Origin of the sequence: Billgrantia lactosivorans, assembly GCF_003254665.1 — a bacterium.
GTDB lineage: Bacteria > Pseudomonadota > Gammaproteobacteria > Pseudomonadales > Halomonadaceae > Halomonas > Halomonas lactosivorans.
This window is the reverse complement of sequence record NZ_QHGY01000021.1, coordinates 1-22,218: the sequence shown is the minus strand read 5'-3', so window position 1 is coordinate 22,218 and position 22,218 is coordinate 1. Positions and strand designations below refer to the sequence as shown.

The 22,218-nt window shown below is 69.6% G+C and carries 24 protein-coding genes; 12 read left to right on the top strand and 12 right to left on the bottom strand.

What is annotated here, in order from left to right:
- The 5 genes from DIS04_RS19935 to DIS04_RS19915 form a co-directional block, all read left to right on the top strand.
- The coding region (locus tag DIS04_RS19935; RefSeq protein WP_162623130.1) for a homogentisate 1,2-dioxygenase domain-containing protein at positions 1 to 375 on the top strand (375 nt) is incomplete at its 5' end.
- A gap of 74 nt (positions 376 to 449) precedes the next feature.
- Positions 450 to 1,469: a fumarylacetoacetate hydrolase family protein gene (locus DIS04_RS19930; RefSeq protein ID WP_111415541.1), complete on the top strand. Its 1,020-nt coding sequence runs from the start codon at positions 450 to 452 to the stop codon at positions 1,467 to 1,469.
- Between the two features lie 34 nt (positions 1,470 to 1,503).
- A complete protein-coding gene (maiA, locus tag DIS04_RS19925) occupies positions 1,504 to 2,148 on the top strand; it encodes a maleylacetoacetate isomerase (protein ID WP_111415540.1) in 645 nt (214 codons plus the stop codon).
- Between the two features lie 138 nt (positions 2,149 to 2,286).
- Positions 2,287 to 3,507 (top strand): multidrug effflux MFS transporter, encoded by a 1,221-nt coding sequence (locus tag DIS04_RS19920; protein WP_111415539.1) that lies wholly within the window; start codon positions 2,287 to 2,289, stop codon positions 3,505 to 3,507.
- Positions 3,504 to 4,712 (top strand): MFS transporter, encoded by a 1,209-nt coding sequence (locus DIS04_RS19915; protein ID WP_111415538.1) that lies wholly within the window; start codon positions 3,504 to 3,506, stop codon positions 4,710 to 4,712. Before DIS04_RS19920 ends, DIS04_RS19915 begins: the two co-directional genes overlap by 4 nt.
- Here the strand turns inward: DIS04_RS19915 and DIS04_RS19910 are convergent.
- Together DIS04_RS19910 and DIS04_RS19905 are read right to left on the bottom strand one after the other, a co-directional pair.
- The gene (locus tag DIS04_RS19910) at positions 4,707 to 5,102 is read right to left on the bottom strand and encodes a SpoIIAA family protein (protein ID WP_162623129.1); all 396 of its coding nucleotides are present in this window, start codon (positions 5,100 to 5,102) and stop codon (positions 4,707 to 4,709) included. The two genes, DIS04_RS19915 and DIS04_RS19910, sit on opposite strands and share 6 nt — an antisense overlap.
- Positions 5,103 to 5,189: 87 nt before the next feature.
- Positions 5,190 to 5,354, bottom strand: a complete 165-nt coding sequence (locus tag DIS04_RS19905; RefSeq protein WP_111415536.1) for a DUF1127 domain-containing protein — start codon at positions 5,352 to 5,354, stop codon at positions 5,190 to 5,192.
- Between the two features lie 168 nt (positions 5,355 to 5,522).
- Between DIS04_RS19905 and DIS04_RS19900 the strand changes: the two genes are divergently transcribed.
- Positions 5,523 to 6,953 (top strand): aminotransferase-like domain-containing protein, encoded by a 1,431-nt coding sequence (locus DIS04_RS19900; RefSeq protein WP_111415535.1) that lies wholly within the window; start codon positions 5,523 to 5,525, stop codon positions 6,951 to 6,953.
- Between the two features lie 118 nt (positions 6,954 to 7,071).
- Positions 7,072 to 7,740: a cupin domain-containing protein gene (locus DIS04_RS19895; protein WP_111415534.1), complete on the top strand. Its 669-nt coding sequence runs from the start codon at positions 7,072 to 7,074 to the stop codon at positions 7,738 to 7,740.
- A gap of 54 nt (positions 7,741 to 7,794) precedes the next feature.
- On the opposite strand, the gene DIS04_RS19890 is transcribed toward DIS04_RS19895, so the two are convergent.
- Together DIS04_RS19890 and DIS04_RS19885 are read right to left on the bottom strand one after the other, a co-directional pair.
- Positions 7,795 to 8,010, bottom strand: a complete 216-nt coding sequence (locus tag DIS04_RS19890; protein ID WP_111415533.1) for a DUF2783 domain-containing protein — start codon at positions 8,008 to 8,010, stop codon at positions 7,795 to 7,797.
- Between the two features lies 1 nt (position 8,011).
- On the bottom strand, positions 8,012 to 9,691 hold the full coding sequence (locus tag DIS04_RS19885; RefSeq protein WP_111415532.1) for an FAD-dependent monooxygenase: 1,680 nt from the start codon (positions 9,689 to 9,691) through the stop codon (positions 8,012 to 8,014).
- A gap of 119 nt (positions 9,692 to 9,810) precedes the next feature.
- On the opposite strand from DIS04_RS19885, the gene DIS04_RS19880 reads away from it, so the two are divergent.
- Positions 9,811 to 10,599, top strand: coding sequence for a helix-turn-helix domain-containing protein (locus tag DIS04_RS19880; protein WP_111415531.1), 789 nt, complete (start codon positions 9,811 to 9,813; stop codon positions 10,597 to 10,599).
- Positions 10,600 to 10,612: 13 nt separating this feature from the next.
- On the opposite strand, the gene DIS04_RS19875 is transcribed toward DIS04_RS19880, so the two are convergent.
- From DIS04_RS19875 to DIS04_RS19865, 3 genes are all read right to left on the bottom strand, one after another.
- Positions 10,613 to 11,038, bottom strand: a complete 426-nt coding sequence (locus DIS04_RS19875; RefSeq protein ID WP_111415530.1) for a hypothetical protein — start codon at positions 11,036 to 11,038, stop codon at positions 10,613 to 10,615.
- Positions 11,039 to 11,212: 174 nt separating this feature from the next.
- A complete protein-coding gene (locus DIS04_RS19870) occupies positions 11,213 to 12,268 on the bottom strand; it encodes a TRAP transporter substrate-binding protein (RefSeq protein ID WP_111415529.1) in 1,056 nt (351 codons plus the stop codon).
- A gap of 86 nt (positions 12,269 to 12,354) precedes the next feature.
- The gene (locus DIS04_RS19865; protein WP_111415528.1) at positions 12,355 to 14,706 is read right to left on the bottom strand and encodes a cytochrome P450/oxidoreductase; all 2,352 of its coding nucleotides are present in this window, start codon (positions 14,704 to 14,706) and stop codon (positions 12,355 to 12,357) included.
- A 167-nt stretch (positions 14,707 to 14,873) separates the two neighbouring features.
- On the opposite strand from DIS04_RS19865, the gene DIS04_RS19860 reads away from it, so the two are divergent.
- The 3 genes from DIS04_RS19860 (at position 14,874) to DIS04_RS19850 (ending at position 17,508) form a co-directional block, all read left to right on the top strand.
- Positions 14,874 to 15,551, top strand: a complete 678-nt coding sequence (locus DIS04_RS19860; RefSeq protein WP_111415527.1) for an IclR family transcriptional regulator — start codon at positions 14,874 to 14,876, stop codon at positions 15,549 to 15,551.
- Positions 15,552 to 15,632: 81 nt separating this feature from the next.
- Entirely contained in the window at positions 15,633 to 16,661 is a 1,029-nt protein-coding gene (locus DIS04_RS19855; protein WP_111415526.1) for an aspartate carbamoyltransferase, read from the top strand.
- A 199-nt stretch (positions 16,662 to 16,860) separates the two neighbouring features.
- On the top strand, positions 16,861 to 17,508 hold the full coding sequence (locus tag DIS04_RS19850) for a hypothetical protein (protein ID WP_111415525.1): 648 nt from the start codon (positions 16,861 to 16,863) through the stop codon (positions 17,506 to 17,508).
- 55 nt (positions 17,509 to 17,563) lie between these two features.
- Here DIS04_RS19850 and ruvX read toward each other — a convergent pair whose 3' ends face one another.
- From ruvX to gshB, 4 genes are read right to left on the bottom strand one after another with little or no spacing between them, the layout of a single operon-like run.
- A complete protein-coding gene (ruvX, locus tag DIS04_RS19845; protein WP_111415524.1) occupies positions 17,564 to 18,022 on the bottom strand; it encodes a Holliday junction resolvase RuvX in 459 nt (152 codons plus the stop codon).
- Positions 18,022 to 18,594, bottom strand: coding sequence for a YqgE/AlgH family protein (locus tag DIS04_RS19840; RefSeq protein WP_111415523.1), 573 nt, complete (start codon positions 18,592 to 18,594; stop codon positions 18,022 to 18,024). Before DIS04_RS19840 ends, ruvX begins: the two co-directional genes overlap by 1 nt.
- A gap of 28 nt (positions 18,595 to 18,622) precedes the next feature.
- Positions 18,623 to 19,522: an energy transducer TonB gene (locus tag DIS04_RS19835; protein WP_162623128.1), complete on the bottom strand. Its 900-nt coding sequence runs from the start codon at positions 19,520 to 19,522 to the stop codon at positions 18,623 to 18,625.
- Between the two features lie 22 nt (positions 19,523 to 19,544).
- Positions 19,545 to 20,522, bottom strand: coding sequence for a glutathione synthase (gshB, locus tag DIS04_RS19830; protein ID WP_111415521.1), 978 nt, complete (start codon positions 20,520 to 20,522; stop codon positions 19,545 to 19,547).
- A 183-nt stretch (positions 20,523 to 20,705) separates the two neighbouring features.
- On the opposite strand from gshB, the gene DIS04_RS19825 reads away from it, so the two are divergent.
- Complete coding sequence (locus tag DIS04_RS19825) at positions 20,706 to 21,251, top strand: VOC family protein (protein WP_111415520.1); 546 nt, start codon at positions 20,706 to 20,708, stop codon at positions 21,249 to 21,251.
- Positions 21,252 to 21,278: 27 nt separating this feature from the next.
- Here the strand turns inward: DIS04_RS19825 and DIS04_RS19820 are convergent, their stop codons facing one another.
- Positions 21,279 to 22,025, bottom strand: coding sequence for a CvfB family protein (locus tag DIS04_RS19820; RefSeq protein ID WP_111415519.1), 747 nt, complete (start codon positions 22,023 to 22,025; stop codon positions 21,279 to 21,281).
- Positions 22,026 to 22,218 lie beyond the last annotated feature (193 nt).

The window sequence follows — 22,218 nt, the reverse complement described above, 5'->3', positions numbered from 1 at the left end:
GACTTCGTGATCTTCCCGCCGCGCTGGATGGTGGCCGAGAACACCTTCCGCCCGCCCTACTTCCATCGCAACCTGATGAGCGAGTTCATGGGACTGATCCACGGCGAGTACGACGCCAAGGCCGAGGGCTTCCTGCCCGGCGGCGCCAGCCTGCACAACTGCATGTCGCCCCACGGCCCCGACGCCGAGACCTTCGAGAAGGCCACCAACGCCGAGCTGGCGCCGCAGCGACTGGATGCGACCCTGGCCTTCATGTTCGAGAGCCGCTACGTCTACCATCCGACGGAAGCGGCGCTCAACGCGGACATTCGCCAGCGTGACTACGTCGACGTGTGGTCGACCCTGCGCTCGCACTTCGACCCCGCGCAGCGCTGAGCGCCTGAGCGACGCAACGCCCGAACCGGACGGGGCCGACGCGCCCCGCCCCTGACGAAAAGGATCCCAAGACGATGAAACTCGCCACTCTGAGAAACGGCCGTGACGGCGAACTGCTGGTGGTCTCCCGCGACCTGACCCGCGCCGTCTCCGCCACCGACATCGCCGCCACCCTGCAGCAGGCGATCGAGAGCTGGGCGGCGCTGAGCCCCAAGCTGGAGGCGCGCTACGCCGAGCTCAACGACGGCCGTGCCGCCGGCGCCTTCGCCCTGGACCAGAACCAGCTGCACTCGCCGCTGCCGCGCAGCTACCACTGGGCCGACGGCTCCGCCTACCTCAACCACGTCAAGCTGGTGCGCCAGGCGCGCAACGCCGAGATGCCGGAAACCTTCTGGACCGACCCGCTGATGTACCAGGGCGGCGGCGACAAGTTCCTCGCCCCCACCGAGGACATCGAGGCGGTCAGCGAGGAGCACGGCATCGATTTCGAGGGCGAGATCGCGGTGATCACCGACGACGTGCCCATGGCGGTGACCCCGGAGCAGGCCGCCGGCCACATCAAGCTGATCATGCTGGTCAACGACGTCAGCCTGCGCGGCCTGATCCCCGGCGAGCTGGCCAAGGGCTTCGGCTTCTTCCAGGCCAAGCCGGCCTCGAGCTTCTCGCCGATCTGCGTCACCCCCGACGAGCTGGGCGACGCCTGGCAGGAGGGCAAGGTCCACCTGCCGCTGACGGTGCACCTCAACGGCGAGAAGTTCGGCGAGCCGGAGGCCGGCCCGGACATGATCTTCAGCTTCCCGCAGCTGGTCGCGCATGCGGCCAGGACCCGCTACCTGGGCGCCGGCGCCATCGTCGGCTCGGGCACCGTCTCCAACCCCGACCCCGACGGCGGCCCCGGCAAGCCGGTCGCCGACGGCGGCGTGGGCTACAGCTGCCTGGCCGAGGTGCGCATGGTCGAGCAGATCCTGCACGGCGCGGCCAGGACGCCGTTCCTGCGCTTCGGCGACCGGGTGCGCATCGAGATGTTCGACCGCCAGGGCAACAGCATCTTCGGCGCCATCGACCAGCAGGTGGTGCCCTACCAGCCAAAGTAAGCCAGCCCAAGTGAACGGCCAGGGAGAGTCAACCATGACCACGCTATACGGCTATTACCGCTCCTCGGCGGCCTACCGGGTGCGCATCGCGCTCAACCTCAAGGGACTGGCGTACGACCAGGTGGCGGTCAACCTGGTCAAGGGCGAGCAGCGCGGCGCGGACAACCTCGCCCGCAACCCCCAGGGGCTGGTGCCGGTGCTCGAGACCGAGGACGGCGCCCAGCTGACCCAGTCGCTGGCGATCTGCGAGTACCTCGACGAGCGCCACCCCGAGCCGCCGCTGCTGCCGGCGGATGCCGAGGGCCGCGCGCGGGTGCGCTCGCTGGCCCAGCTCGTCGCCTGCGAGATCCACCCGCTCAACAACCTCAAGGTGCTCAGGTACCTGGTCCACGAGCTGAAGCTGGACGACGCCGCCAAGCTGGCCTGGTATCGCCACTGGATCGCCGAAGGCTTCACCGCGCTGGAGGCGCGGCTGGCGAATGAGTCCGCCAGCGGTGCGTTCTGCCACGGCGACAGCCCGACCCTGGCCGACGTCTGCCTGGTGCCGCAGGTGTACAACGCCGAACGCTTCGAGTGCGACCTCGCCGCGTATCCGACGCTCCGGCGCATCGCCGAGCGCTGCCGTGCGCTGGACACCTTCGCCAGAGCCGCCCCGGGGGAGCAGCCCGACGCCGGCTGAGCACGCGCGGCCCATTTCGGCTACAATAAGCAGGCTAACGACCAGCGGGCACCGCTCCCGGCTCGATACCCGAGCCGAGGGGCGGCGCCCGCTGGCCGTTGATTCCAGGTTCTGGACTCTCGCTCTGGAGGCATCGATGTGCTGAGGCTGACGTCCCCCGCCATGGTGGTCACGCTGGCGGCTCTCACCGCCCTGGGCCCGCTGGCCACCGACATGTACCTGCCGGCGATGCCGGCCATGGCCGCGGCGCTCGACACCGGCCCCGACCAGATCCAGCTGACGCTGAGCCTGTACATGGCCGGCTTCGCCGTGGCGCAGCTGTTCTGCGGCCCGATCTCGGACCGCTTCGGGCGCCGCCCGGTGATGATCGCGGGCTTCGCCCTGTTCCTGCTGGCGAGCCTGCTGTGCGCCTTCGCGCCGAGCATCGAGTGGCTGCTGGCCGGGCGCTTCCTGCAGGCGCTGGGCGGTGCCGCCGGCCCGGTGCTGGGGCGCGCCGCGGTGCGCGACATCCACGGCCCCGTCGAGGCCGGGCGCGTGCTCTCCTACATGGCCAGCACCATGGCGCTCGCCCCGGCGCTGGCGCCCATCGTCGGCGCCGGGCTGCTGCTGTTCTTCGGCTGGGAGTCGATCTTCCTGCTGCTGACGCTGTATGCCGCGGCGATGCTGCTGGTGCTGGCCCTGCTCATGCCCGAACCGCTGGCGCGGGAGAATCGCCAGTCGGTGCATCCCGCCACCATCCTCGGCAACTACCGCATGCTGCTCGGCCAGCGCGCCTTCATGGGCTATACCCTGGTCAACGCCAGCGGCTTCGCCGGCCTGTTCGCGTTCCTCTCCGGCTCCTCCTTCGTGCTGATCGAGTTCATGGGCATGACGCCCTTCGGCTACGGAATCGGCTTCACGCTGATCGTCGCCGGCTTCTTCTCCGGCACGCTGGTCAGCGGCCGCTTCAGCCATCGCCTGGGCCGCGACCGCCTGCTGCTGCTGGCCACGGCGCTCTGCGCGCTGGCGGGCACGCTCATGGCGGGCCTGGCGGTAGCCGGCGTCTATACGCCCTGGGCGGTGATCGGGCCGCATATCCTGTTCCTGGTGGGCTTCGGCATCGTCATGCCGCAGAGCATGTCGGGGGCGCTGGCGCCGAACCCGCAGTGCGCCGGCTCGGCCTCCTCGCTGTTCGGCTTCCTGCAGATGACCATCGCCGCCTTCGGCGGCGCCCTGGTCGGGCGCTTCCACGACGGCACCTCGCTGACCATGGCCGCGGCCATCGGCCTGGGCGGCGCGCTCTCGCTGGCCGCCTACCTGGTGCTGGTGCGCCCGGCCGGCCGCGCGGCGATCGCCAGCCGGGCAGGGTCGTCGCAATGAGCGCCGGCGCACCGCCCCGCCTGGTCATCCTGCTGCTGGCCCTGGCCGGCTTCGCCAGCATGGCCTCGATGCGCGTCACCGACGCCATGCTGCCGGCACTGTCGCAGGCCTTCGCCCGGCCGGTGGCCGACGTGGCGCAGAACATCACCCTGTTCGCCATCGCCTACGGCGTGATGCAGCTCTGCTACGGCCCGCTGGGCGATCGCTTCGGCACCCTGCGGGTGATCGGCCTGGCCACCCTGGCCTCCGCACTGGGGGCGCTGGGTTCGGCACTGGCCGAGTCGCTGCCGATGCTGCTCGCGTCCCGCACCCTCAACGGTGCCACCGCCGCCGCCATCATCCCGCTCTCCATGGCCTGGGTCGGCGACAACGTGCCCTACGAGCAGCGCCAGGTCACGCTGGTGCACATGCTCTCGGGGGCGGTGCTGGGGCTGATCTCGGGCCAGGTGGCGGGCGGCTTCCTGGCCGACACGCTGGGCTGGCCGGCGGCGTTCACGCTGCTCACGCTGCTGTTCCTCGGCGCCGGCGGGCTGCTGCTAGTGGCCCTGCGCCGCCAGCCGGCCCTGTCGCCACCCAGGGCCGAGCAGGGCCGTATCGCCTTCTTTGCACGCATTCGCGAAGTGCTGCTGATCGCCCGCGCGCGGCGCATCCTGGCGCTGGTGTTCCTGGAAGGGATCGCCGCCTTCGGCGCCCTGGCCTTCGTCGCCAGTCATCTCTATACCCGGCTCGACGTCTCGCTGACCCAGGCGGGGCTGATGGTGGCGCTGTTCGGCGTGGGCGGGCTGATCTTCGCCGCCCTGGCGCGACCGCTGGTGGCCCGGCTGGGCGAGCCGGGCCTGGCGGCGGGCGGCGGCGTGCTGATGGGACTCGGCTTCGTCGGGCTGGCGCTGGCGACGCTGCCGGCGCTGGCCACCGCCAGCGCCTTCGCCGCCGGGCTCGGCTTCTACATGATGCACAGCACGCTGCAGATCAATGCCACGCAGATGGCACCCGCCATGCGCGGCACCGCCATGGCAGTGTTCGCCGGCTGTCTGTTCCTCGGCCAGTCGGTGGGCGTCAGCCTCGGCGGGCTGGTGCTGCGCCTGGCCGACAGCCTGTGGCTGCTGGCCGGCGCCGGGCTGTGGCTGCTCGCCCTGGGGCTCGTCTTCGCCTGGCTGCTGCGCCAGTGGCACGGCGAGCGGGAGGCGGCCACCGCGCTGTCATAGCCCGCCGCTGATCAGGTCGTCGCGGAAGCCGGCGACCCAGCGCATGGCCTCCTCCAGCTCGCCGGCGTGGAACAGGCGTGCTTCGGTATTGGGGAACAGCTTGCCGGCCAGCCTGGTAGTGGTCTCGATCCAGCGCTTGTCGGCGACCACCGCGGCACGCTTGAAGCGGTGGTACTCGCCCAGCTTGCTCATGGCATAGGCCAGGTCACGCAGCAGGGCGCCGGCCGTCATGTGATCGAAGTCGGTCATGTCGGCCAGTACGCCGATGTGCTCGTTGTGCTCGAGCTTCGACTCGATCGCCGGGATCAATACGTCATAGTCCGCGCCGTGCAGCGTGCCCGATATGCGGAACGCCGCCACGTACTCGGGGGCCGGCAGAACCTCTATCATCGCTCTCCTCCTCGGCTGTCCGGTAGCGTCCGTGGCATTACCCATACTGGCAGCATGGACCGGCACGGGTTCCGGTGCACGCGCGCCTCATCGCCAGAACGGCTTGCGCACTTCGCGCTCGACCGCGGCCCGATCGAGTCCGATGTCGGCCAGCAAATGATCGTCGAGGTGACGCAGATCGTAGCGGGTACGGTGGCGACGCCGCTGGTCCCTGAGCCGGCGAGGCAGTCGCAAAAGACGTTCGAGAATCATGGCGGCATCTCCTGTCGGATGGGTAATGACAGGCTATGGCCCCGCGGCACGACCAATACAGATTCAACGAAGCAATATTTTATCGGTACAGATAGGGTTATTCTGTCTCTGTATCGCTCGCCGATGCCTTCACTGTACCGAAGCGGGGAATGACCCGATGAAACTGTCATGAAGCGCTACGAACACGTCGCCCAGGCCCTGACCCGGCGCATCGAGCAGGGCCAGTATCGTATCGGCGATCGCCTGCCCTCCGTGCGCGCGCTCTGCCGCGAGCTGGGAGTCAGCGTGTCCACGGTGCAGGAGGCGTATCGACGCCTGGAGGAGTCGGGGCTGGCGGAAGCGCGCCCACGCTCGGGCTACTACGTGCTGCCCAGGCCGACCCCGAGCGTGCTGCCCAGGGTGTCGCGTCCCGCCCAGCGTCCGCTGGACGTGTCCCAGTGGGATCAGGTGCTGGAGCTGGTGTCGCCCTCCCCGGTGGACGACCGCCTGCTGATGCTGGGACGCGGCATTCCCGACCTGACCGCCGCCAGCCTGCGCCCGCTGCATCGCCAGCTGGCCACCCTGCACCGCCGGGTGGCGGCCTACGGGCTCAACTACGACAGTCTGCAGGGAAGCCTCGCACTGCGCCGCCAGGTCGCGCGGCTGGCCGACAAGTCGGGCTGCCTGTTGCACCCCGACGACGTGCTCGTCACCACCGGCTGCCAGGAGGCGCTGTCGCTGGCCCTGCGCACCCTGACCGAGCCCGGCGACGTGGTCGCCGTGGATTCGCCGAGCTTCTACGGCACCATGCAGATCCTCAAGGCCCAGCAACTCAAGGCGCTGGAGATACCCACCGACCCGCGCACCGGCATCAGCCTCGAGGCACTGGAGCTGGCGCTCGAGCAGTGGCCGATCAAGGCGATCCAGGTCACGCCCACCTGCAATAACCCGCTCGGCTACACCATGCCCGAGGCGCGCAAGCGCGCCCTGGTGTCGCTGGCCCAGCGCTTCGACGTGGCCATCGTCGAGGACGACATCTACGGCGACCTCTCCTTCGACACGCCCCGGCCGCGTACCCTCAAGAGCTTCGACGACGACGGCCGGGTGCTGCTGTGCAGCGCCTTCTCCAAGACCCTGGTGCCGGGGCTGCGGGTGGGCTGGATGGCGCCGGGGCGCTACCGCGACCAGGCGTTGCACATGAAGTACGTCTCCACCGGCGCCTCGGCCACGCTGCCGCAGCTGGCGGTGGCCGAGTTCGTCGAGCACGGCCACTACGAGCGCCACCTGCGCGAGATGGTGCGCCAGTACCGCCAGCATCGCGACATCATGATCGACTGGGTGCTGCGCCACTTCCCGCCCGGCACCGGGGTCAGCTATCCCCAGGGCGGCTTCCTGCTGTGGCTGGAGCTGCCGGGACATATCGATTGCGTGCGCCTCAAGGAGCGGCTGGTCGGGGAAGGGCTGCACATCACCCCGGGCTCGCTGTTCTCGGCCTCGGGCAAGTACCGCCATTGCCTGCGCCTGAACTACGCCATGGCGATGACGCCCGTCGTCGAGGCGGGCGTCAGGCGAGTCGGCGAGGCGGTGGCGGCACTGCTGGAGCGGGCCGCGCCGGCTTGACTCATGTCCGCGTGGCACCGGCCCTTTCCCTGACCGGTCAGGGAACATCGGCACGTGGGAGAAGATCAATACAGGAAGCCGTACCAGGCGACCCTTTTCGCTCGCCGGAGGAACGACCATGCGCATCAATGCCGACTTCTCGCGCCGCGCCAGCGTGGTGCCCGACCAGTATCAATGGGTGACCTCCCCCCAGGGCGGCGTCGAGCGTGTGATGCTCGACCGGCTGGGCGAGGAGAAAGCCCGCGCCACCAGTATCGTGCGCTACGCGCCCGGCTCCTTCTTTCCACGCCATGAACACCCGGGTGGCGAGGAGATTCTCGTGCTCTCCGGCACCTTTTCCGACGCGAGCGGCGACTATCCGTCCGGCTGGTACCTGCGCAATCCGCCGGGCTCGTCCCATGAACCCTTCAGTCGCGAGGGGGCGACCCTGTTCGTCAAGCTCTGGCAGATGCCGCCTGAGGAGGGGCGCTGCGTGCGCATCGACACCCGCGACCCGGCTGCCTGGCGGCGCCAGGAGGGCCGCGAGGTCTGTGCGCTGTTCGCGAGCGATGGCGAGCGGGTGCGCCTGCTGCGTCTGGGTCCGGGTGACAACCTGTTCTCCGTCCCGGTGGAGAGCGCCGAACTGCTGGTGCTGTCCGGGGATCTGACGGAAGACAGCGAGTCCTACCCGCGCGGCAGCTGGATGCGCCTGCCCGCCGGCGAGTATCCGGCGATCGCCGCTGGCGCCCAGGGCGCCACCCTCTACCTCAAGACCGGCCACTTGGCCGGCATGGCGGTGGAGGCCTAGGCAGATCATGGCCCGGGCCAGCTCGTGCATGAGCTGGCGCAGTGAATGAGGGGGTCACTGCCCCGGTTTCGAGCCGGCCTCCTCCACGCCGCGGCGCGCTTCCTCGATGGCGTCCATCACCCGCTCGACGTCGCCGACGCGGTGGGCCAGCGCCAGCGCCAGCTGAGCAAGGAACAACCGCTCCTGGGCCTCGGGCAGGGCATCCAGGGTCTCGGCCAGCGTTTCGTAGACCCGTTCCAGATCGGCGAAGGGCAGTGTGGTGTCGGTCATCTCAGGCGTCTCCCAGGGCGATGGCGAGGGCAGGGTCGAGGTCGGCGGCAGCGAGGCGCCGCCAGCGCGCCGCCACGTGGCGGTCGGGCCTCACCAGGTAGGCGCTGCCGGGCGCTGCACCGTAGGCGGCGAACAGCCCTCCGTCGCGATCCACCAGCACGCCCTCGCCGCCCGGCTCGCGTGCCACGCGCAGCAGCTCGAGGGCCTGGCCACGAGCCTGCAGCGCGGCGAGCCGTTCGGCCAGCGCCGGATCGATCTCGCCATGGCGGCTGAAGTGCAACAGGGTGAAGCCGCCGCCCAGGTGGTCGAGCAGGAAGTCGTCGTCGTCCAGGCGCCGGTTGAACAGCGGTGCGCCGGGGATCGGCCCGGTCTCGAAGCCGGCGTCGTCGGCCCGGGTCAGCGGGCTCTCGGCGTAGGTGTAGGGCGTGACCTGGCGCGGGTTGGCGAAGCCGCTGGCGTAGTCGTTGTCGAGCGCCAGCGCCAAGGCGGCGTCGCGCATCAGCCGGTAGCCGCGGCTCGGCGGGGTCATGAAGCGGGTGCTCTTGCCGGCATTGGCGAACACGTCCAGGGTGGCACCGCGCCGCTCGGGGCTGTAGCTGTCGAGCAGCCGCTCGGGTGCCCGCCCCAGGAGCACCCAGGCCAGCTTCCAGCCGGCATTGGCGGCGTCGGCCAGGCCGTTGTTGAGGCCGCGCACGCCGAAGATCGGCACCAGGTGGGCGCTGTCGCCGATGAACAGCACGCGGCCGTGGCGATAGTCGTCCAGCGCCAGGGTGTGCGCCTTGTAGAGGCTCCACCACTCGAGCTCCCAGGCATCGCCCTCGCCCAGCACCTCGCGCACGATCAACCCCACCCGCTCGCGGATGCTGGCCTCCTCCACGGCCGCATGCGGGTCTTCGTCAGGGCCGAGCTGGTAGTCGATGCGCCAGATGTCGTCGGGCTGCCTGTGCACCAGAATGGTGGTGTCCGGCAGGGCGTGGGAGTGGAAGAAGGCGCGTCGCTCGGTGGGAAAATCGGAGCGCAGGCGGATATCGGCGATCACGTAGCGGCCCTCGTAGGCATCACCGTGCAGGGCGAGGCCCAGTGCCTTGCGCGCCACGCTGCGGGCGCCGTCGGCGGCCAGCAGGTAGTCGCAGGCGAGGCGATAGTCGCCCTCGGGGGTACTCACCTCCAGGCTCACGCCGCTCGCATTCTGGCTCACGCCGGTCACCGCGCTCTGCCAGCGCAGCTCGACGAGCTCGCTCTCGGCGGCCTGGTCGATCAGGAATTTCTCGATGTACTGCTGCTGCAGGTTGATCATCGGCAGGAAGCGCTGCTGCTCGGAGTGAGGCATCTCGAAGCGCAGGATCTCGCGGTCGCGAAAGTAGGTGCGGCCGCGGGTCCAGCCCAGGCCCTTGGCCACGAAAGGGGCCTCGACCCCGAGCTGCTGCAGGATCTCGAGGCTGTGGCGGGAGATGCAGATCGCCCGCGAGCCGTCGTTGACGGTGGCCTTGTCGTCGAGCACTACGCTCTCGATGCCGTGGCGCGCCAGCTCCAGCGCCGCGGTCACGCCCACCGGGCCGGCGCCGACGATGGCCACGCGGTGGCGTACCGCCCGGCCATTGAGTTCGGCGGGACGAACGAAGGGGAAATGGGGATAATCGAAGTAGAGCGAGTCGGTCTCGCCCTTGCCGGCGGGTCGCATGGGCCATGCTCCTGTTGGAGTCGTTGTCGAGTCTGTCCCAGAGTACCCCGCCGACAATCGCCTGGCTGTCCCGCAGAAACCGGGACAAGCCGCTGAAGCCCCCGCGAGGAGCCCGCGCCATGAGCGACCCCAGCGCCGATGCCGCCCTCGACTGGCCCGGCCTGATGCCGGCCCTGGCCGCCTGCGTGGCGAGCCTGGGCGAGCAGCGCTTCGACGAGCAGCTGCTGGACCTTCTGCGCCGGGCGGTGGGCATCGAGCAGTGCATGATCTTCGCCTTCGACGACAGTGACGAGGTCGACTGCCTGCTGGCCGCCAACGAGCGGGCACCGCGGATCGCCGACCACCTCGCCGAGCTCTACACCGGCGGCCTGTTCCGCCAGGACCCCAACTACCAGCGCCTGCGGCAGCTGCTGAAGGATAACGGCGGCGAGAGCGCCGCTGCGGAAGTCACGCCGATGCAGGCCGAGGCCATGCCGGAGGCCTACCGCAGCCACCTGTTCGCTTTTCCCGACCTGATCGACAAGGTGTCGCTGACGGTTCCCGCTCCCTCGGGCGCGTTCTACCTCAACCTGTATCGCGGCAGCGGGGCCGGCCCCTTCACCAACGCCGACCTGGCGAACCTCAACGCCATGGCGCCGCTGTTGGCCAGCCTGATCCGCCGCCACTATCGCTATCATCACGGCGCCCGCCCGACGCTACAGCGCCCCAGCCGCGAGGAGGCCGCGGTGCTCGCCACGCTCTCCGAGCGCGAGCGCCAGCTGTGCCTCTATCTGCTGCGCGGTCACACCCTCAAGACCGCCGCCGCCGAACTCGACATCGCCCTCTCTACTGCCGAAACCTATCGCAAGCGCGCCTACGCCAAGCTCGGCGTACCCTCCAAGGCGCGGCTGGTGGCACTGTGTCGGTGACTATTCTGGCGCCTCAGGCGGTCTCGGCCAGCCGTTCGAAGGCCGCGGCGTTGGGGCAGAAGGCGCGGCACTCGTCGACACCCGCATCGCGGCGCATGGCGCCCCAGCAGTGGCCGGCCACCGGGCAGGCATTGCAGTTGCCGCGCAGGCTCGGGTAGCTGGCATGCTCGGCGACGCTGCCCGGCTCGAGGCCGAAACGCTGCAGCATGGCCGGCATCAGGGTCTCGGCGGGCACGAAGGCGCGAAAGCCGCCGCGATCGAGGTGGCGTGCCATCTCGCGCTCGAAGGCGGGCTCCAGCGGCGTGTCGATATCCTTGAGCATCTCGCTGTAGACGCCAGGCGATTCCGCCTCGATGTCGCGCACCAGCCGCCGCGTGGAGGCGCGGTAGCTGCCCTCGCAGAGACGGTTCCACCATGTGCTCTTGGCTGCCTGGGACATGACGATTCTCCCTTTGTGTGCGTTTGTCCCAGTATCGGTCCACGAACGCCCCAGGGCATTGACCGAGGTCAAAACAGTTTCATTTGAAACTTAATTCGTGCCTGGCAGAACGCCGCGAGCACGGCCGGGGCCGTGCTCGCAAGCGTTGGGAGACGCGTGAGGGAAAGGCCGCGGTTACGCTTCGGGATCGATCACCTCGTCGGCGGAGAGCCCCGCTTCGCCCTCGGCGGCCTCGAGCTGCTCGAAGAAGTAACCCTCGGCGGCTTCGCCGTCGACGCCCTTCTCCGCCGCCGCCGCCTTCCAGGCCCCGGGCAGCTCGGCGGCCATCTCCTGGAAGCGCTCGATCTCCCCGGCCGGCAGCTCGATGAAGGTGTTGCCCTGCTCCTCGGCAAAGGCGATGCCGCGCTCGTCGACCACGTCCATCATGTAGCCGAACAGGCGCGACAGGCGCTCGCCGGAGACCTCCTCGATCGCCGCCCGGTCCTCGTCGGAGAGCGAGGCCCAGGTGTCGGGATTCATCACCAGCGAGAAGCTGCCGCGGTAGAATCCGCCCGGCATCTGCACCGTGTAGGGCAGCACCTCGGCCAGGCGGAAGCTCTTGAGCCCCTCCAGGGTCAACATGGCGCCGTCGATCACGCCCTGGGTGGCCGCCTCGTAGGTGCTGGCCGGCGGCAGCGCCACGCCGGTCAGGGCCAGCGCCTGGGAGATGTCGGACATCACCCCGCCGCCGATGCGCACGCGCTTGCCGTCGAGGTCGCCGAGGCTGTCGATCGACTCGTCGAGGAACAGCGAGCCCGGACCGTGCACGCCCACGCCGATCACCTCGACGCCGCGATGCTCGCCGGCGTCGGCGAAGTGCTCGTTGTGGGTGCGCCAGTAGGCCACCGAGGCGGCCTCGGAGGAGAATTCCTCGAAGGTGGGCAGCTCAGGCAGCTTGGTCAGCTCGAAGCGCCCCGGCATCAGGCCGTGGAACAGCCAGGTGACGTCGGCCACGCCGTCGGCGATCAGCTCCATCTGGGCGTTGGGCGGCCCCATGTCGTGGACCACGTTGACGGTCACGCGCCCCTCGGTGGCCTCCTCGACCCACTTGCCCCAGGTCGGCCAGACGATGGTGTTGACGCCGTGGTTGGGGCCGGCCCAGGTGCTCACCGTGAGTTCGGTGGCCGCGGCCCCCTGGAAGGCCCCCAGGGAGAGTGCGGTCAGCGCGGTCAGTGTCGCCAGCTTGTGCATTTTCATTGTCGTTCCTCGTGAGTCCCGATGGTCAGGGTTGCGTGCTCTTGTCATTTGCTTTTGCGGTAGGCGGTCGATGGCCGGCGTTAGAGGGCAAGCTTCAGCCTTTTGCCTTTCGCCCGGGAGCAGCAGCTCATCAGCCGGTCCTGGCCGGCGCGCTCGGCGGCGGTGAGCACCTTGTCGCGGTGGTCGATCTCGCCCTCGAGCACGGCGACCTGGCAGGAGCCGCACAGGCCCTCCTCGCAGTCGCTGGGCACGTCGACGCCAGCGGCGCGCAGGGCCTGCAGCAGGGTGCGATTCGCGGCCACCTCGACGACGAGTTCGGAGTCGGCGAGCTCGACCTCGAAGCTGTGCTCGTGATCGGGATCGAGCAGTGCCCCCTCGGCGGTGAAGTGCTCCACGCGCAGGCTACCTTCCGGCCAGTGGCCGGTGCCGGCCTCGAGCGCCGCGAGCAGGCGCTCGGGGCCGCAGGCATAGAGCTGCGTATCCTCGCGCGGTTCGGTGAGCAGGGCGGCGAGGTCGAGCCGCTCGCCTTGATCCTTGCGGTAGAGCCGCAGCGTTTCACCGTGGTCGCGCGCGAGCCGCTCGACGAAGGCCATGCTGGCGCGCGAGCGACCGGCATAGTGCAGTTCAAAGGGCTTGCCCAGCCGCTTGAGGCGGTCGGCCATGGCGATGATCGGGGTGATGCCGATGCCGCCGGCGATGAGCACGTAGCGGCCGGCCGATTCGTCGAGGCGGAAGTGGTTCTTGGGCCCGCGCAGGCGCAGAGGCATGCCCGGTTTCAGGTGCTCGTGGATCCAGGCCGAGCCGCCGCGCCCTGCCTCCTCGCGAAGCACGGCGACCTGAAGCCAGTAGGGATCGTCCTCCTCGCCGCACAGCGAATACTTGCGCACGTAGTCGCCGACGATCAGGTCGACGTGGGCGCCGGGGCTCCACGCCGGCACGCGACGCCCATGCGGATCCTCCAGGGCGATCTGCAATACGCCTTCGGCCGCCGTCTGCACCTTGGCGACGACCATTTCCCGGGCGATGTCCTGACGCGACGGCGCCCCGACCGGGAAGTCGCGCTGGGCGCTGCGCACCGCCGGGTCGCGGCGCTCCGGATTCTGCGCCGGGTCCCAGCGCACCCACAGCGCCTCGGGGCCGCGGAAGGAGGTATTGGGCAGGAAGGTGAACGCCTGCTCCTCGAGCTCCAGGTGCGGCAGGCGCCGGGTGAACTCCTCGAGGAAGATGCGCATCTCCATGCGTCCCAGGTTCTTGCCCATGCACTGGTGGCTGCCATAGCCGAAGGTGAGGTGGTCGACGGCATTGTCGCGGTAGATGTCGAGTTCGTCGGGGTTCTCGAAGTGGGCCGGATCGTGATTGCCCGAAGCGGTGACCATCAGGATCCTGCCGCCCTCTGGGATGGTCACGCCGCCCACTTCCACCTCGCGGGTGGCGATGCGCCGCCAGGCCACCACCGAGCCGGAGTGGCGCAGGCACTCCTCGGCCGCGGCGGGGATCAGCGCCGGGTTGGCGCACAGATCGGCCCACACCGCGGGGCGCGAGAGCAGCTGGCGGAAGGCGTTGGCGGTGGCCAGCGCGGTGGTCTCGTGGGCGGCGACGATGATCGCCATCATCATCGAGTGCAGGTAGCTGTCGGTGACGATGTCCGGCTTGTGCCGGTTCTTCTCGATCATGTCGTACATCCAGCCGTGACCTGCCGGCCGCGCCTGCATCTTCCTCAGCACCTCGCCGGAGTACTGCCAGAACTTGCCGACCCCCTCGGCCACCTCGACCTGCTGCTCCGGCGAGGGGCGCCCCCAGGTATTCAGCGTATGGGCGACGGAGAAGCGCCGCAGCTGCGCCATGTCCTCCTCGGGCACGCCGAGGAAGTGCAGCGCCACCGTGAGCGGCACCTCCCAGAACATCTCGGCGACCAGGTCGGCGCGGCCGCGGTCGATGATGGCGTCGAGCTTCTCGCGCACCAGGCGGCGCACCATCGGCGCATGGGCCTCCAGCGCCTCGGGCGTGAAGGCGTCCAGCAGCTCGCGGCGCCGCGCCATGTGGGCCGGCTCGTCCTCGTTCACCAGGGTGCGGTGCATGCCGTAGTCGTAGCGCTCGAGCACCGCCAGGGCCTCGTCGCTCGCCGGGGTAATCTTCTCCAGCGCGATCGACGGCGAGAAGGTGAGGTTGTCGCGGAAGATCGCCTTGATGTCGTCGTAACGGCTCACGACCCAATAGCCGAGCTTGGGGCTGTAGAACACCGGCTCCTGCTCGCGGGACCAGCGCAGCGCCTCGGCGGGGTCGAGCTGGTAGGGGCTGTCGAAGGGATCGAAGGCCGCCGCACGGGGCGACACCGGGCAGCCGTTGGGCGCCATCGAGGGTTCACCGGCGCCGTGGAAGGGGCAATCACCCGCGCCGGTATCGGTCTCGGTCCGGCGAGTTGCAGATGTCATGGGGCCTCCCGCGGGGTTGTCGTCTGATTCGCCATGTTCTTTTACTTTTATCGCACACTTGGTATCGTTCAGCGAACACATGGCTGACCATAGGCAGTTCCGCCGGGGACGTCAATCCCGGACAGCTGCTACCCTACCCAGCCCCGTCGACGCGAAGGACCCATTCGATGGCCACTACCCTGCAAACCCTGGATCGCGGCCTGCGCGCGCTGGAACTCGTCGCCGAGCACGCCGATGGCATCAGCGTCGCCGAGCTCGCCGAGCAGCTTGAGGTACATCGCGCCATCGCCTACCGCATCGTCACCACCCTGGAGCAGCACGGACTGGTGGCGCGCTCCGCCGAGGGCGCGCTGCGCCTGGGCGCCGGCATCTCGCTGCTGGCCTCGCGCTTCGAGCCCCAGCTGCGCGCGGCGGCGCAGCCGCTGCTGCAGGCGCTGGCCAAGGCGACCCGGGCCACCGCCTTCGTCTCGGTAGCCCAGGGCGAGGAGTGCGTGGTGCTGCTGGTGGCGGAGCCCGACGAGGGCCTGCTGCGGGTCGGCTACCGCGTCGGCAGTCGCCACCCGCTGACGCTGGGGGCGGCGGGCATCGCCATCCTCGCCGGGCGTGCCCCGCGCGACGATGACAGCGAGGCGGTGCGCCGGGCTCGCGCCGACGGCTACAGCCTGACCCGCGGCCAGCTGCAGCGCGGCGCGGTGGGCGTGGCCAGCCCCGTGACCACGCCGCGGCTGCGCCCCGGGGTGGAAGCCTGCGTGGGGGTGGTGGCGATGGACGACCTCGACACCGAGCGGGCGATACGCGAAGTGAAGGCGCACGCACGCCGCCTGGCCGAACTGATCGGGCGCTGAGCGCGTATCGCGCCTCGTGAAGCGAGGAGCGGGGAGCGTTACACTACGGGCCATCCTTCGCTGCCACCTTCGAGGCCCTCGATGAGTCCCCACCTGCTCTCCGTCGATTCCCTGTCCCGCGACCGCGTCGACCACCTGATGCGCGTCGCTGCCCGCATGGAGCCCATCGCCCAGCGCCGCCAGGTGACCCGGGTACTCGAGGGGGCGGTGCTCGGCAACCTGTTCTTCGAGGCCAGCACCCGCACCCGGGTCAGCTTCCATGCGGCGTTCTGCCGCCTGGGCGGAAGCGTGTGCGACACCACCGGCTTCACCTTCTCCTCCATGGCCAAGGGCGAGTCGCTCTACGACACCAGCCGGGTGATGAGCGGCTACTGCGACGCCATCGTCATGCGCCACCCCGACCAGGGCTCGGTGGCGGAGTTCGCCGCCGCTACCCACGTGCCGGTGATCAACGGCGGCGATGGCCCCGGCGAGCACCCCAGCCAGGCGCTGCTCGACTTCTACACCATCGACAAGGAGTTCACCCGGCTGGGCAAGCCGCTCGCCGGCGCCCATGTCCTGCTCACCGGCGACCTCAAGTACGGCCGTACCGTGCACTCGCTGATCAAGTTGCTGTCGCTCTACGACCCCATGCGCATCACCCTGGTGGCGCCGCCGGGGCTGGAGATGCCCAGCCATCTGGTCGACCTGGTCGCCTCGCGCGGCCACCGCGTCGAGGAGCGCAGCAGCCTGGCCGACGACTATTCGGACGTGGACGTGGTCTACACCACGCGCATCCAGAAGGAGCGCTTCACCGCCGAGATGAGCGAGGGCTTCAGCCTGTCGCGCGATTTCACCGTCGACCGCGCCTTCCTGGACCAGCGCTGCGGCCGCGACACCATCGTCATGCACCCGCTGCCGCGCGACAGCCGCCCCGACGCCAACGACCTCGACGTCGACCTCAACGGCGACCCGCGCCTGGCGATCTTCCGCCAGACCGACAACGGCATCCCGGTGCGCATGGCGATCTTCGCCACCCTGTTGCAGGTGGAGGCGCTGATCGAGAAGGACCTGCGTCCGGTGCGCTGGTTCGTGCCCGCACGGGTCGGGGTGGACGACCCCAGCCTGTGACGATGCAACAAACGCTGGGCATCGCTATGCTGAGGGCGAACGCGGGCCAATGACGAACGGAGCGCTTGCGCAGCTGTCGCGGCGGCCGCCGGCCGCCGCTTGACGGGACGGCCCCAGGGAGCCCACCGTCTCGGATGACACACACTCGAATAACAATGGCGCTGCCGTCCCGAGCAGCCGGAGAAAGGAGAGGTGACGCATGACCCTTGAACGAGCGTACATACTGCTGGCGGTGTTCTACAGCGCCCTGGTGGCGATCGGCGCCATCGCCCTGCTGGTGGGCGGGGGCCCGCCCTGGGGGCTGCTGCTGCTGGGGCTGGGTGCCCTGGCCGCCGCCGGCCTGTGGGGCCACACCCTGGGCAAGCCGGTGATGAATCCGCGCATGTGGCGCCCGCTGGCGGGCATCCTGGCGGCCGGTTTCCTGGTACAGCTGTTCGCCGTGTTCGCGCTGCACCCTCCCGGCGCCGAGCTCACCTGGCTGCTGACCGGCGCCATCTTCTCCGTGCTCCCGGCCATCCTGCTGTTCCAGTACGGCGAGCGCGACCAGGAGGTGTGGGCCACCGCCGAGGAGCGCGAAGGCGGCAAGATGCTCGACGAGCTGCTGGCCCGGCAGCGCGAGCTGGTGCTGGAGAAGCAGGAGGCCGACCGCCAGGCCACGGTGCGCCTGACCAAGGCGGGCAACAGCTACCGTGCCAGCGTCACCCGCGGCCACGGCGGCGAGGTCGAGCGCTTCGAGGAGAGTTTCACCTGCCCCGCCACCCTGGCCTTCTTCGTGCTCAAGTACACCTGCATCTCGGTCAACGACATCGCCGCGCACTATGCCGAGGAGCGGGTACTGACGACCTGAGCCAGCCACCCCCTGCACAGGGCTCGCCTCCCTCAGGGCGCTCCCGGGCCGGCCGTCATCGACGCAACGGCAGGCCCTCCCGGCCGGCGAACCAGCTCTCCAGGATCAGCACCGCCGCGATGCCGTCGACGCCGTCGTCGCGGTAGCTCCTGGCGGGGTTGCGCAGCCGCCCCGATTCGCGGGCGATGGCCTTGGCCTCTCGCGTGGAGCCGCGCTCGTCGACCATCTCGCAGGGCTTGCCGTAGCGGCCATGGAGGCGCTTGCCGAACTTGCGCGCCCGCACGCTCATCTCGGATTCGCTGCCGTCCATGTTGAGCGGCAGCCCCACCACGAACAGGTCGGGCTGCCACTCTTCGACCAGCCGCGTGACCACGTTCCAGTCGGGAATGCCGTCGCGCGCCGGCAACGGCTCGAGTTGGCGGGCGCTGGCGAGCAGCTCATTGCCCACCGCCACGCCGATGCGGCGGGTGCCGAAGTCGAAGGCCAGGATCAGGCGCGCTCCCGCATCGGCCATTACGAATGCCCGGCCTCCCGCGACATCAGGTTGAGGTCCACACCGAGAATGCCGGCGGCGGCACCGAGGCGCTGCTCCGGTGGCACCTTGAACAGGATGTCGGCCTGCGCCTCGACGGTGAGCCAGGCGTTGTCCTTGAGCTCCTGCTCGAGCTGCCCCGCCTCCCAGCCGGCACAGCCCAGGCACACCAGGAACTCCTTCGGGCCGTTGCCGGCGGCCAGCGCCAGCAGGATGTCCATGGAGGTGGTCAGGGCGATGTCCTCGTCCACCTGGATACTGGAATCCCAGGGCTCACTGGAACCGCGATGCAGGATGAAACCGCGGTCCTTGTGGGTCGGGCCACCGTAGTAGACCGGCGCGTTGCGATGCGGGCTCTCCTCGCCGTCGAGCTCGAGCTGCTCGAACAGCGCCTCCAGGGTGATCTCCAGCGGCCGGTTGACGATCACGCCCATGGTGCCGTTCTCATCGTGATCGCAGAGATAGCTGAGGCTGCCGGCGAAGTTGGGATCTTCCAGATGCGGCATCGCCAGCAGAAAATGATGTCTCAAGCCTAGGTTTTGCACGGATTGCATGGGACTCCCGGGCGGCGTACGCATGACCCTAGCGCACGCCGAAATGGTTGCCTTCCCCGAACCGCCAGACGCGGGTGATGGAGAGGCTGTCCAGCTCCCCCATGCTGCTGTCGAAGGGCCGGTAGGGCCCGGCACCGTGCACGGTATCCAGTGCCGCCTGATCGAGTTCGGTATGTCCTGAGGATTGTACCACCTCCGCCTGGCGAAGCTGACCATCGCGTCCGATCACCACGCGAATGCGCAGCTGGCCATGCAGGTGGCTCGGCGCGGGGTGGACGCGGTTGCCGTAGTCCTCGACGCGGCGGGTCCAGTCGTCGATGTAGCGCGCCTCCGCCGCGCGGCGCGCCGCCGAGCGTGGCGGGTCGTCGGCCGGCCCGTCGGGGCTGGCGTCGAGCCCCTGCTGGCGAATGCTGCTGGTGGCCTGGGCCAGCAGGTCGCGTCCCGACGCCGCGGGCGACGCTGCCGCCTGAGCGCTTTCACTCGGTTCCGCCTGGGGACGGGCGTCGCCGGCCTGCTCGGTATCGGTCGGCGCCTCGTCGACGGGCTCTGGCTCGGCGTCGGGGCGCTCGGCCTCGCTTGGCGTGGCCGGCACCGCTGCGCGCTGCGGTGCCTCCAGCACCGGCAACTCGTCGAGCGGTGCGGCCCGGCTCTCGGCGGGCGCCTCCTCAGCCGGCTCACCGGCCGCCGCCTGCTCCGCCTCGGCGATCGCATCGGCCTCCACCGGCGCCTCGGCCGGGCGGGTCACCAGCACCACGTCCAGGCTCGAGCGCTCCGCCGGCGGCGGTGCGAACTGCCAGCTGGTCACCACCCCGATCAGCGCCAGGTGCAGCAGCAGCGCGGCCGACAGCGCCAGCCAGCGGCGATGCGGCCGCGTGACCGGGGCGTAGTGGATCGGGTCGCTGACCGAGACCACCATGGGCGGACTCACCTCCCCTCGTGTGACACGCTGTCTAGGCGCGGCGGCCCAGGCGCCGCTCGATGGCGTCCATCAGCAGGCCGGCGATGTCGGTGCCGCGCTGGTCGTCGATCTCGCGCACGCAGGTGGGGCTCGTGACGTTGATCTCGGTGATGTAATCGCCGATCACGTCAAGCCCGACGAACATCAGCCCCTTCTCGCGGATCATCGGCTGCACCTGCTCGATCAGCCAGTGGTCGCGGGCGGTCAGCTCGCGGCTGACACCGGTACCGCCGGCGGCCAGGTTGCCGCGGGTCTCGCCGGCCATGGGTACCCGGGCCAGGCCGTAGGGTACCGGCTCGCTGTCCACCAGCAGGATGCGCGTATCGCCGTCCTTGATCTCGGGGATGTAGCGCTGGGCCATGATCTGGCGCTGGCCGCGCTCGGTCAGCGTCTCGATGATGGCGCCCAGGTTCCGCCCCTCGGGACGCACGTGGAAGATCCCGCTGCCGCCCATGCCGTCCAGCGGCTTGAAGATCACGTCCTGGTGCTCGGCGTGGAAGGCACGCAGCACCGCCTCGCTGCACGACACCACCGTCGGCGTGCAGCATTGCGGGAACTGCTGGGCGAACAGCTTCTCGTTGCACTCCAGCAGCGCCCGTGTCGGGTTGACCACCAGCACGCCCGCGCGTTCCGCGAAACCCAGCAGGTGCACGGCATTGAGGAAATGCGCGTCGACCGGCGGGTCCTTGCGCATCAGGATCACGTCGAGTTCGGCCAGCGAGCGCTGCTCCGGGGCACCCAGCGCGTACCAGTCGTCGGGGTTGCGGAACGCGGTGAGGTCGCGCATGCGCGCGTAGGCGCGACCGTCACGCAGGAAGAGGTCCTCCTGCTCCATGTAGTGCAGCGACCAGCCGCGCTCCTGGGCCGCCCACAGCATGGCCAGGGTGGTGTCCTTCTTGTAGGCGAGGTGGGCGATGGAGTCCATCACCACGCCCACCCGCAGGGATCGTTCGCTCGTCTGTTGGCTCATCGGCAGCGTTCCATCGTGGCACGGGAAGTGAGCGCAGTATGACGCAGGGCCTTGAGCAACACCAAGGCGGCTTGACAGGGCGAGGCGAAGCCCTCTATTTTAGTTTCAATTGAAACTAAAATAGAGGCTGAAAAAGCCCACGCAGGCCCCTGGCGCTTCTCCGGCCACCCTACGAGACTCACCATGATCGAGATCCAGCAGATTCACCACGTCGCCTATCGCTGCCGCGATGCCAAGGAAACCGTCGAGTGGTACCAGGACAAGCTCAACATGGCGTTCCTGGTCGCCATCGCCGAGGACCGCGTGCCCTCCACCAAGGCCCCCGATCCCTACATGCACCTGTTCCTGGATGCCGGCAACGGCAATATCCTGGCCTTCTTCGAGCTGCCCAACTCGCCGGAGATGGGGCGCGACCCCAACACCCCGGAGTGGGTCCAGCACATCGCCTTCCGCGTCGCCGACGAGGCCGCGCTGCTGTCAGCGAAGGAAGAGCTGGAAGGCAAGGGGGTGGAGGTGATCGGCCCCACCGAGCACGGCATCATCCGCTCGATCTACTTCTTCGATCCCAACGGCCATCGCCTGGAGCTGACCTACGTGAAGGGCACGCCGGCGCAGATGCGCCAGCTCAAGGAGGTGGCACCGGCCATGATCGAGGAGTGGTCGAAGACCAAGCGCGCGCCCAAGCATGCCGCCTGGCTGCACGAGGAGGAGTTCCAGGCGCTCGACTGAGCGCCGCGTCGCCGAGCGCGAGCCGAGCTAGCCCGGCTCGCGCGACGCGCCGGGCACCAGGCGGATGCCGGTCTCCTCGATGATGACCAGGCGCTGCTTGTAGAGCCGGCCGATCGCCTGCTTGAAGGCGTTCTTGCTGACCCCCAGGCGCGCCTTTATCGCCGCGGCATCGCTCTTGTCACCCAGTGGCAGGTAGCCGCCGCTATCGCGCAGTGCCTTGAGCACCTGCTCGCCCACCACGTCGAGGCGCGCCGGCCCCGGCGGCAGCAGCGAGAGGTCGAGCCGGCCGTCGTCGCGCACCCGCTTCACGTAGCCCTTCACACGCTGGCCACGGCGTAGCGGCCGGGTGACATCGTCGCGGTAGAGCAGCCCCCAGAAGCGATGGTCGACCACCGCCTTGTAGCCGAGGTCGGTGGCGTCGGCGATGACCAGTGCCACCTCGTCGCCCGGTGCCAGCCCCGTCGCCTCGTCCTGGACGAAACGGTCGAGCTTCTGCGAGGCCACCGGTCGCCCCTGCTGGTCCTCGTAGAGGCGCACCAGCACCCGCTTGCCCGGTGTCGGCCGGAAGCGCTGCTCGCCGAAGGGCAGCAGCACGTCGCGCGCGTGGCCCCAGTCGAGAAAGGCACCGGTCTCGTTGACCGCGACCACCTCCAGGTAGGCCACCTCGCCCAGCTGCGCCTGGCGCGCGCGCGGGCGACGCTCGCGCTGGCCGGCCGAGGGGGGGCGCGTCGGATTCGGGCGACCCTGGCGACGATCGTTGGGGGGAGAGGCCATGAACAGCTCCGCAGGGGCAGGGGAATAGAAGAGCCATTATGGCAAAGACGGGATGAAAATGGCGGCCCGAAGGCCGCCAAGGGTTTAAGCGCATTTACGGACCTGGTACTACACCTCGCGCTTGCCATCGACCAACCGCGAGACTTGCCAGGGATTGCCGTCACGCAGCACCTCGGGCAGCAGGCCCTGCGGC

Coding starts and splice junctions, on each gene's coding strand:
- DIS04_RS19930 (WP_111415541.1), top strand. CDS start 450: ATGAAACTCGCCACTCTGAGAAACGGCCGTGACGGCGAACTGCTGGTG.
- maiA (WP_111415540.1), top strand. CDS start 1,504: ATGACCACGCTATACGGCTATTACCGCTCCTCGGCGGCCTACCGGGTG.
- DIS04_RS19915 (WP_111415538.1), top strand. CDS start 3,504: ATGAGCGCCGGCGCACCGCCCCGCCTGGTCATCCTGCTGCTGGCCCTG.
- DIS04_RS19910 (WP_162623129.1), bottom strand. CDS start 5,102: ATGATAGAGGTTCTGCCGGCCCCCGAGTACGTGGCGGCGTTCCGCATA.
- DIS04_RS19905 (WP_111415536.1), bottom strand. CDS start 5,354: ATGATTCTCGAACGTCTTTTGCGACTGCCTCGCCGGCTCAGGGACCAG.
- DIS04_RS19900 (WP_111415535.1), top strand. CDS start 5,523: ATGAAGCGCTACGAACACGTCGCCCAGGCCCTGACCCGGCGCATCGAG.
- DIS04_RS19895 (WP_111415534.1), top strand. CDS start 7,072: ATGCGCATCAATGCCGACTTCTCGCGCCGCGCCAGCGTGGTGCCCGAC.
- DIS04_RS19890 (WP_111415533.1), bottom strand. CDS start 8,010: ATGACCGACACCACACTGCCCTTCGCCGATCTGGAACGGGTCTACGAA.
- DIS04_RS19885 (WP_111415532.1), bottom strand. CDS start 9,691: ATGCGACCCGCCGGCAAGGGCGAGACCGACTCGCTCTACTTCGATTAT.
- DIS04_RS19880 (WP_111415531.1), top strand. CDS start 9,811: ATGAGCGACCCCAGCGCCGATGCCGCCCTCGACTGGCCCGGCCTGATG.
- DIS04_RS19875 (WP_111415530.1), bottom strand. CDS start 11,038: ATGTCCCAGGCAGCCAAGAGCACATGGTGGAACCGTCTCTGCGAGGGC.
- DIS04_RS19870 (WP_111415529.1), bottom strand. CDS start 12,268: ATGCACAAGCTGGCGACACTGACCGCGCTGACCGCACTCTCCCTGGGG.
- DIS04_RS19865 (WP_111415528.1), bottom strand. CDS start 14,706: ATGACATCTGCAACTCGCCGGACCGAGACCGATACCGGCGCGGGTGAT.
- DIS04_RS19860 (WP_111415527.1), top strand. CDS start 14,874: ATGGCCACTACCCTGCAAACCCTGGATCGCGGCCTGCGCGCGCTGGAA.
- DIS04_RS19855 (WP_111415526.1), top strand. CDS start 15,633: ATGAGTCCCCACCTGCTCTCCGTCGATTCCCTGTCCCGCGACCGCGTC.
- DIS04_RS19850 (WP_111415525.1), top strand. CDS start 16,861: ATGACCCTTGAACGAGCGTACATACTGCTGGCGGTGTTCTACAGCGCC.
- ruvX (WP_111415524.1), bottom strand. CDS start 18,022: ATGGCCGATGCGGGAGCGCGCCTGATCCTGGCCTTCGACTTCGGCACC.
- DIS04_RS19840 (WP_111415523.1), bottom strand. CDS start 18,594: ATGCAATCCGTGCAAAACCTAGGCTTGAGACATCATTTTCTGCTGGCG.
- gshB (WP_111415521.1), bottom strand. CDS start 20,522: ATGAGCCAACAGACGAGCGAACGATCCCTGCGGGTGGGCGTGGTGATG.
- DIS04_RS19825 (WP_111415520.1), top strand. CDS start 20,706: ATGATCGAGATCCAGCAGATTCACCACGTCGCCTATCGCTGCCGCGAT.
- DIS04_RS19820 (WP_111415519.1), bottom strand. CDS start 22,025: ATGGCCTCTCCCCCCAACGATCGTCGCCAGGGTCGCCCGAATCCGACG.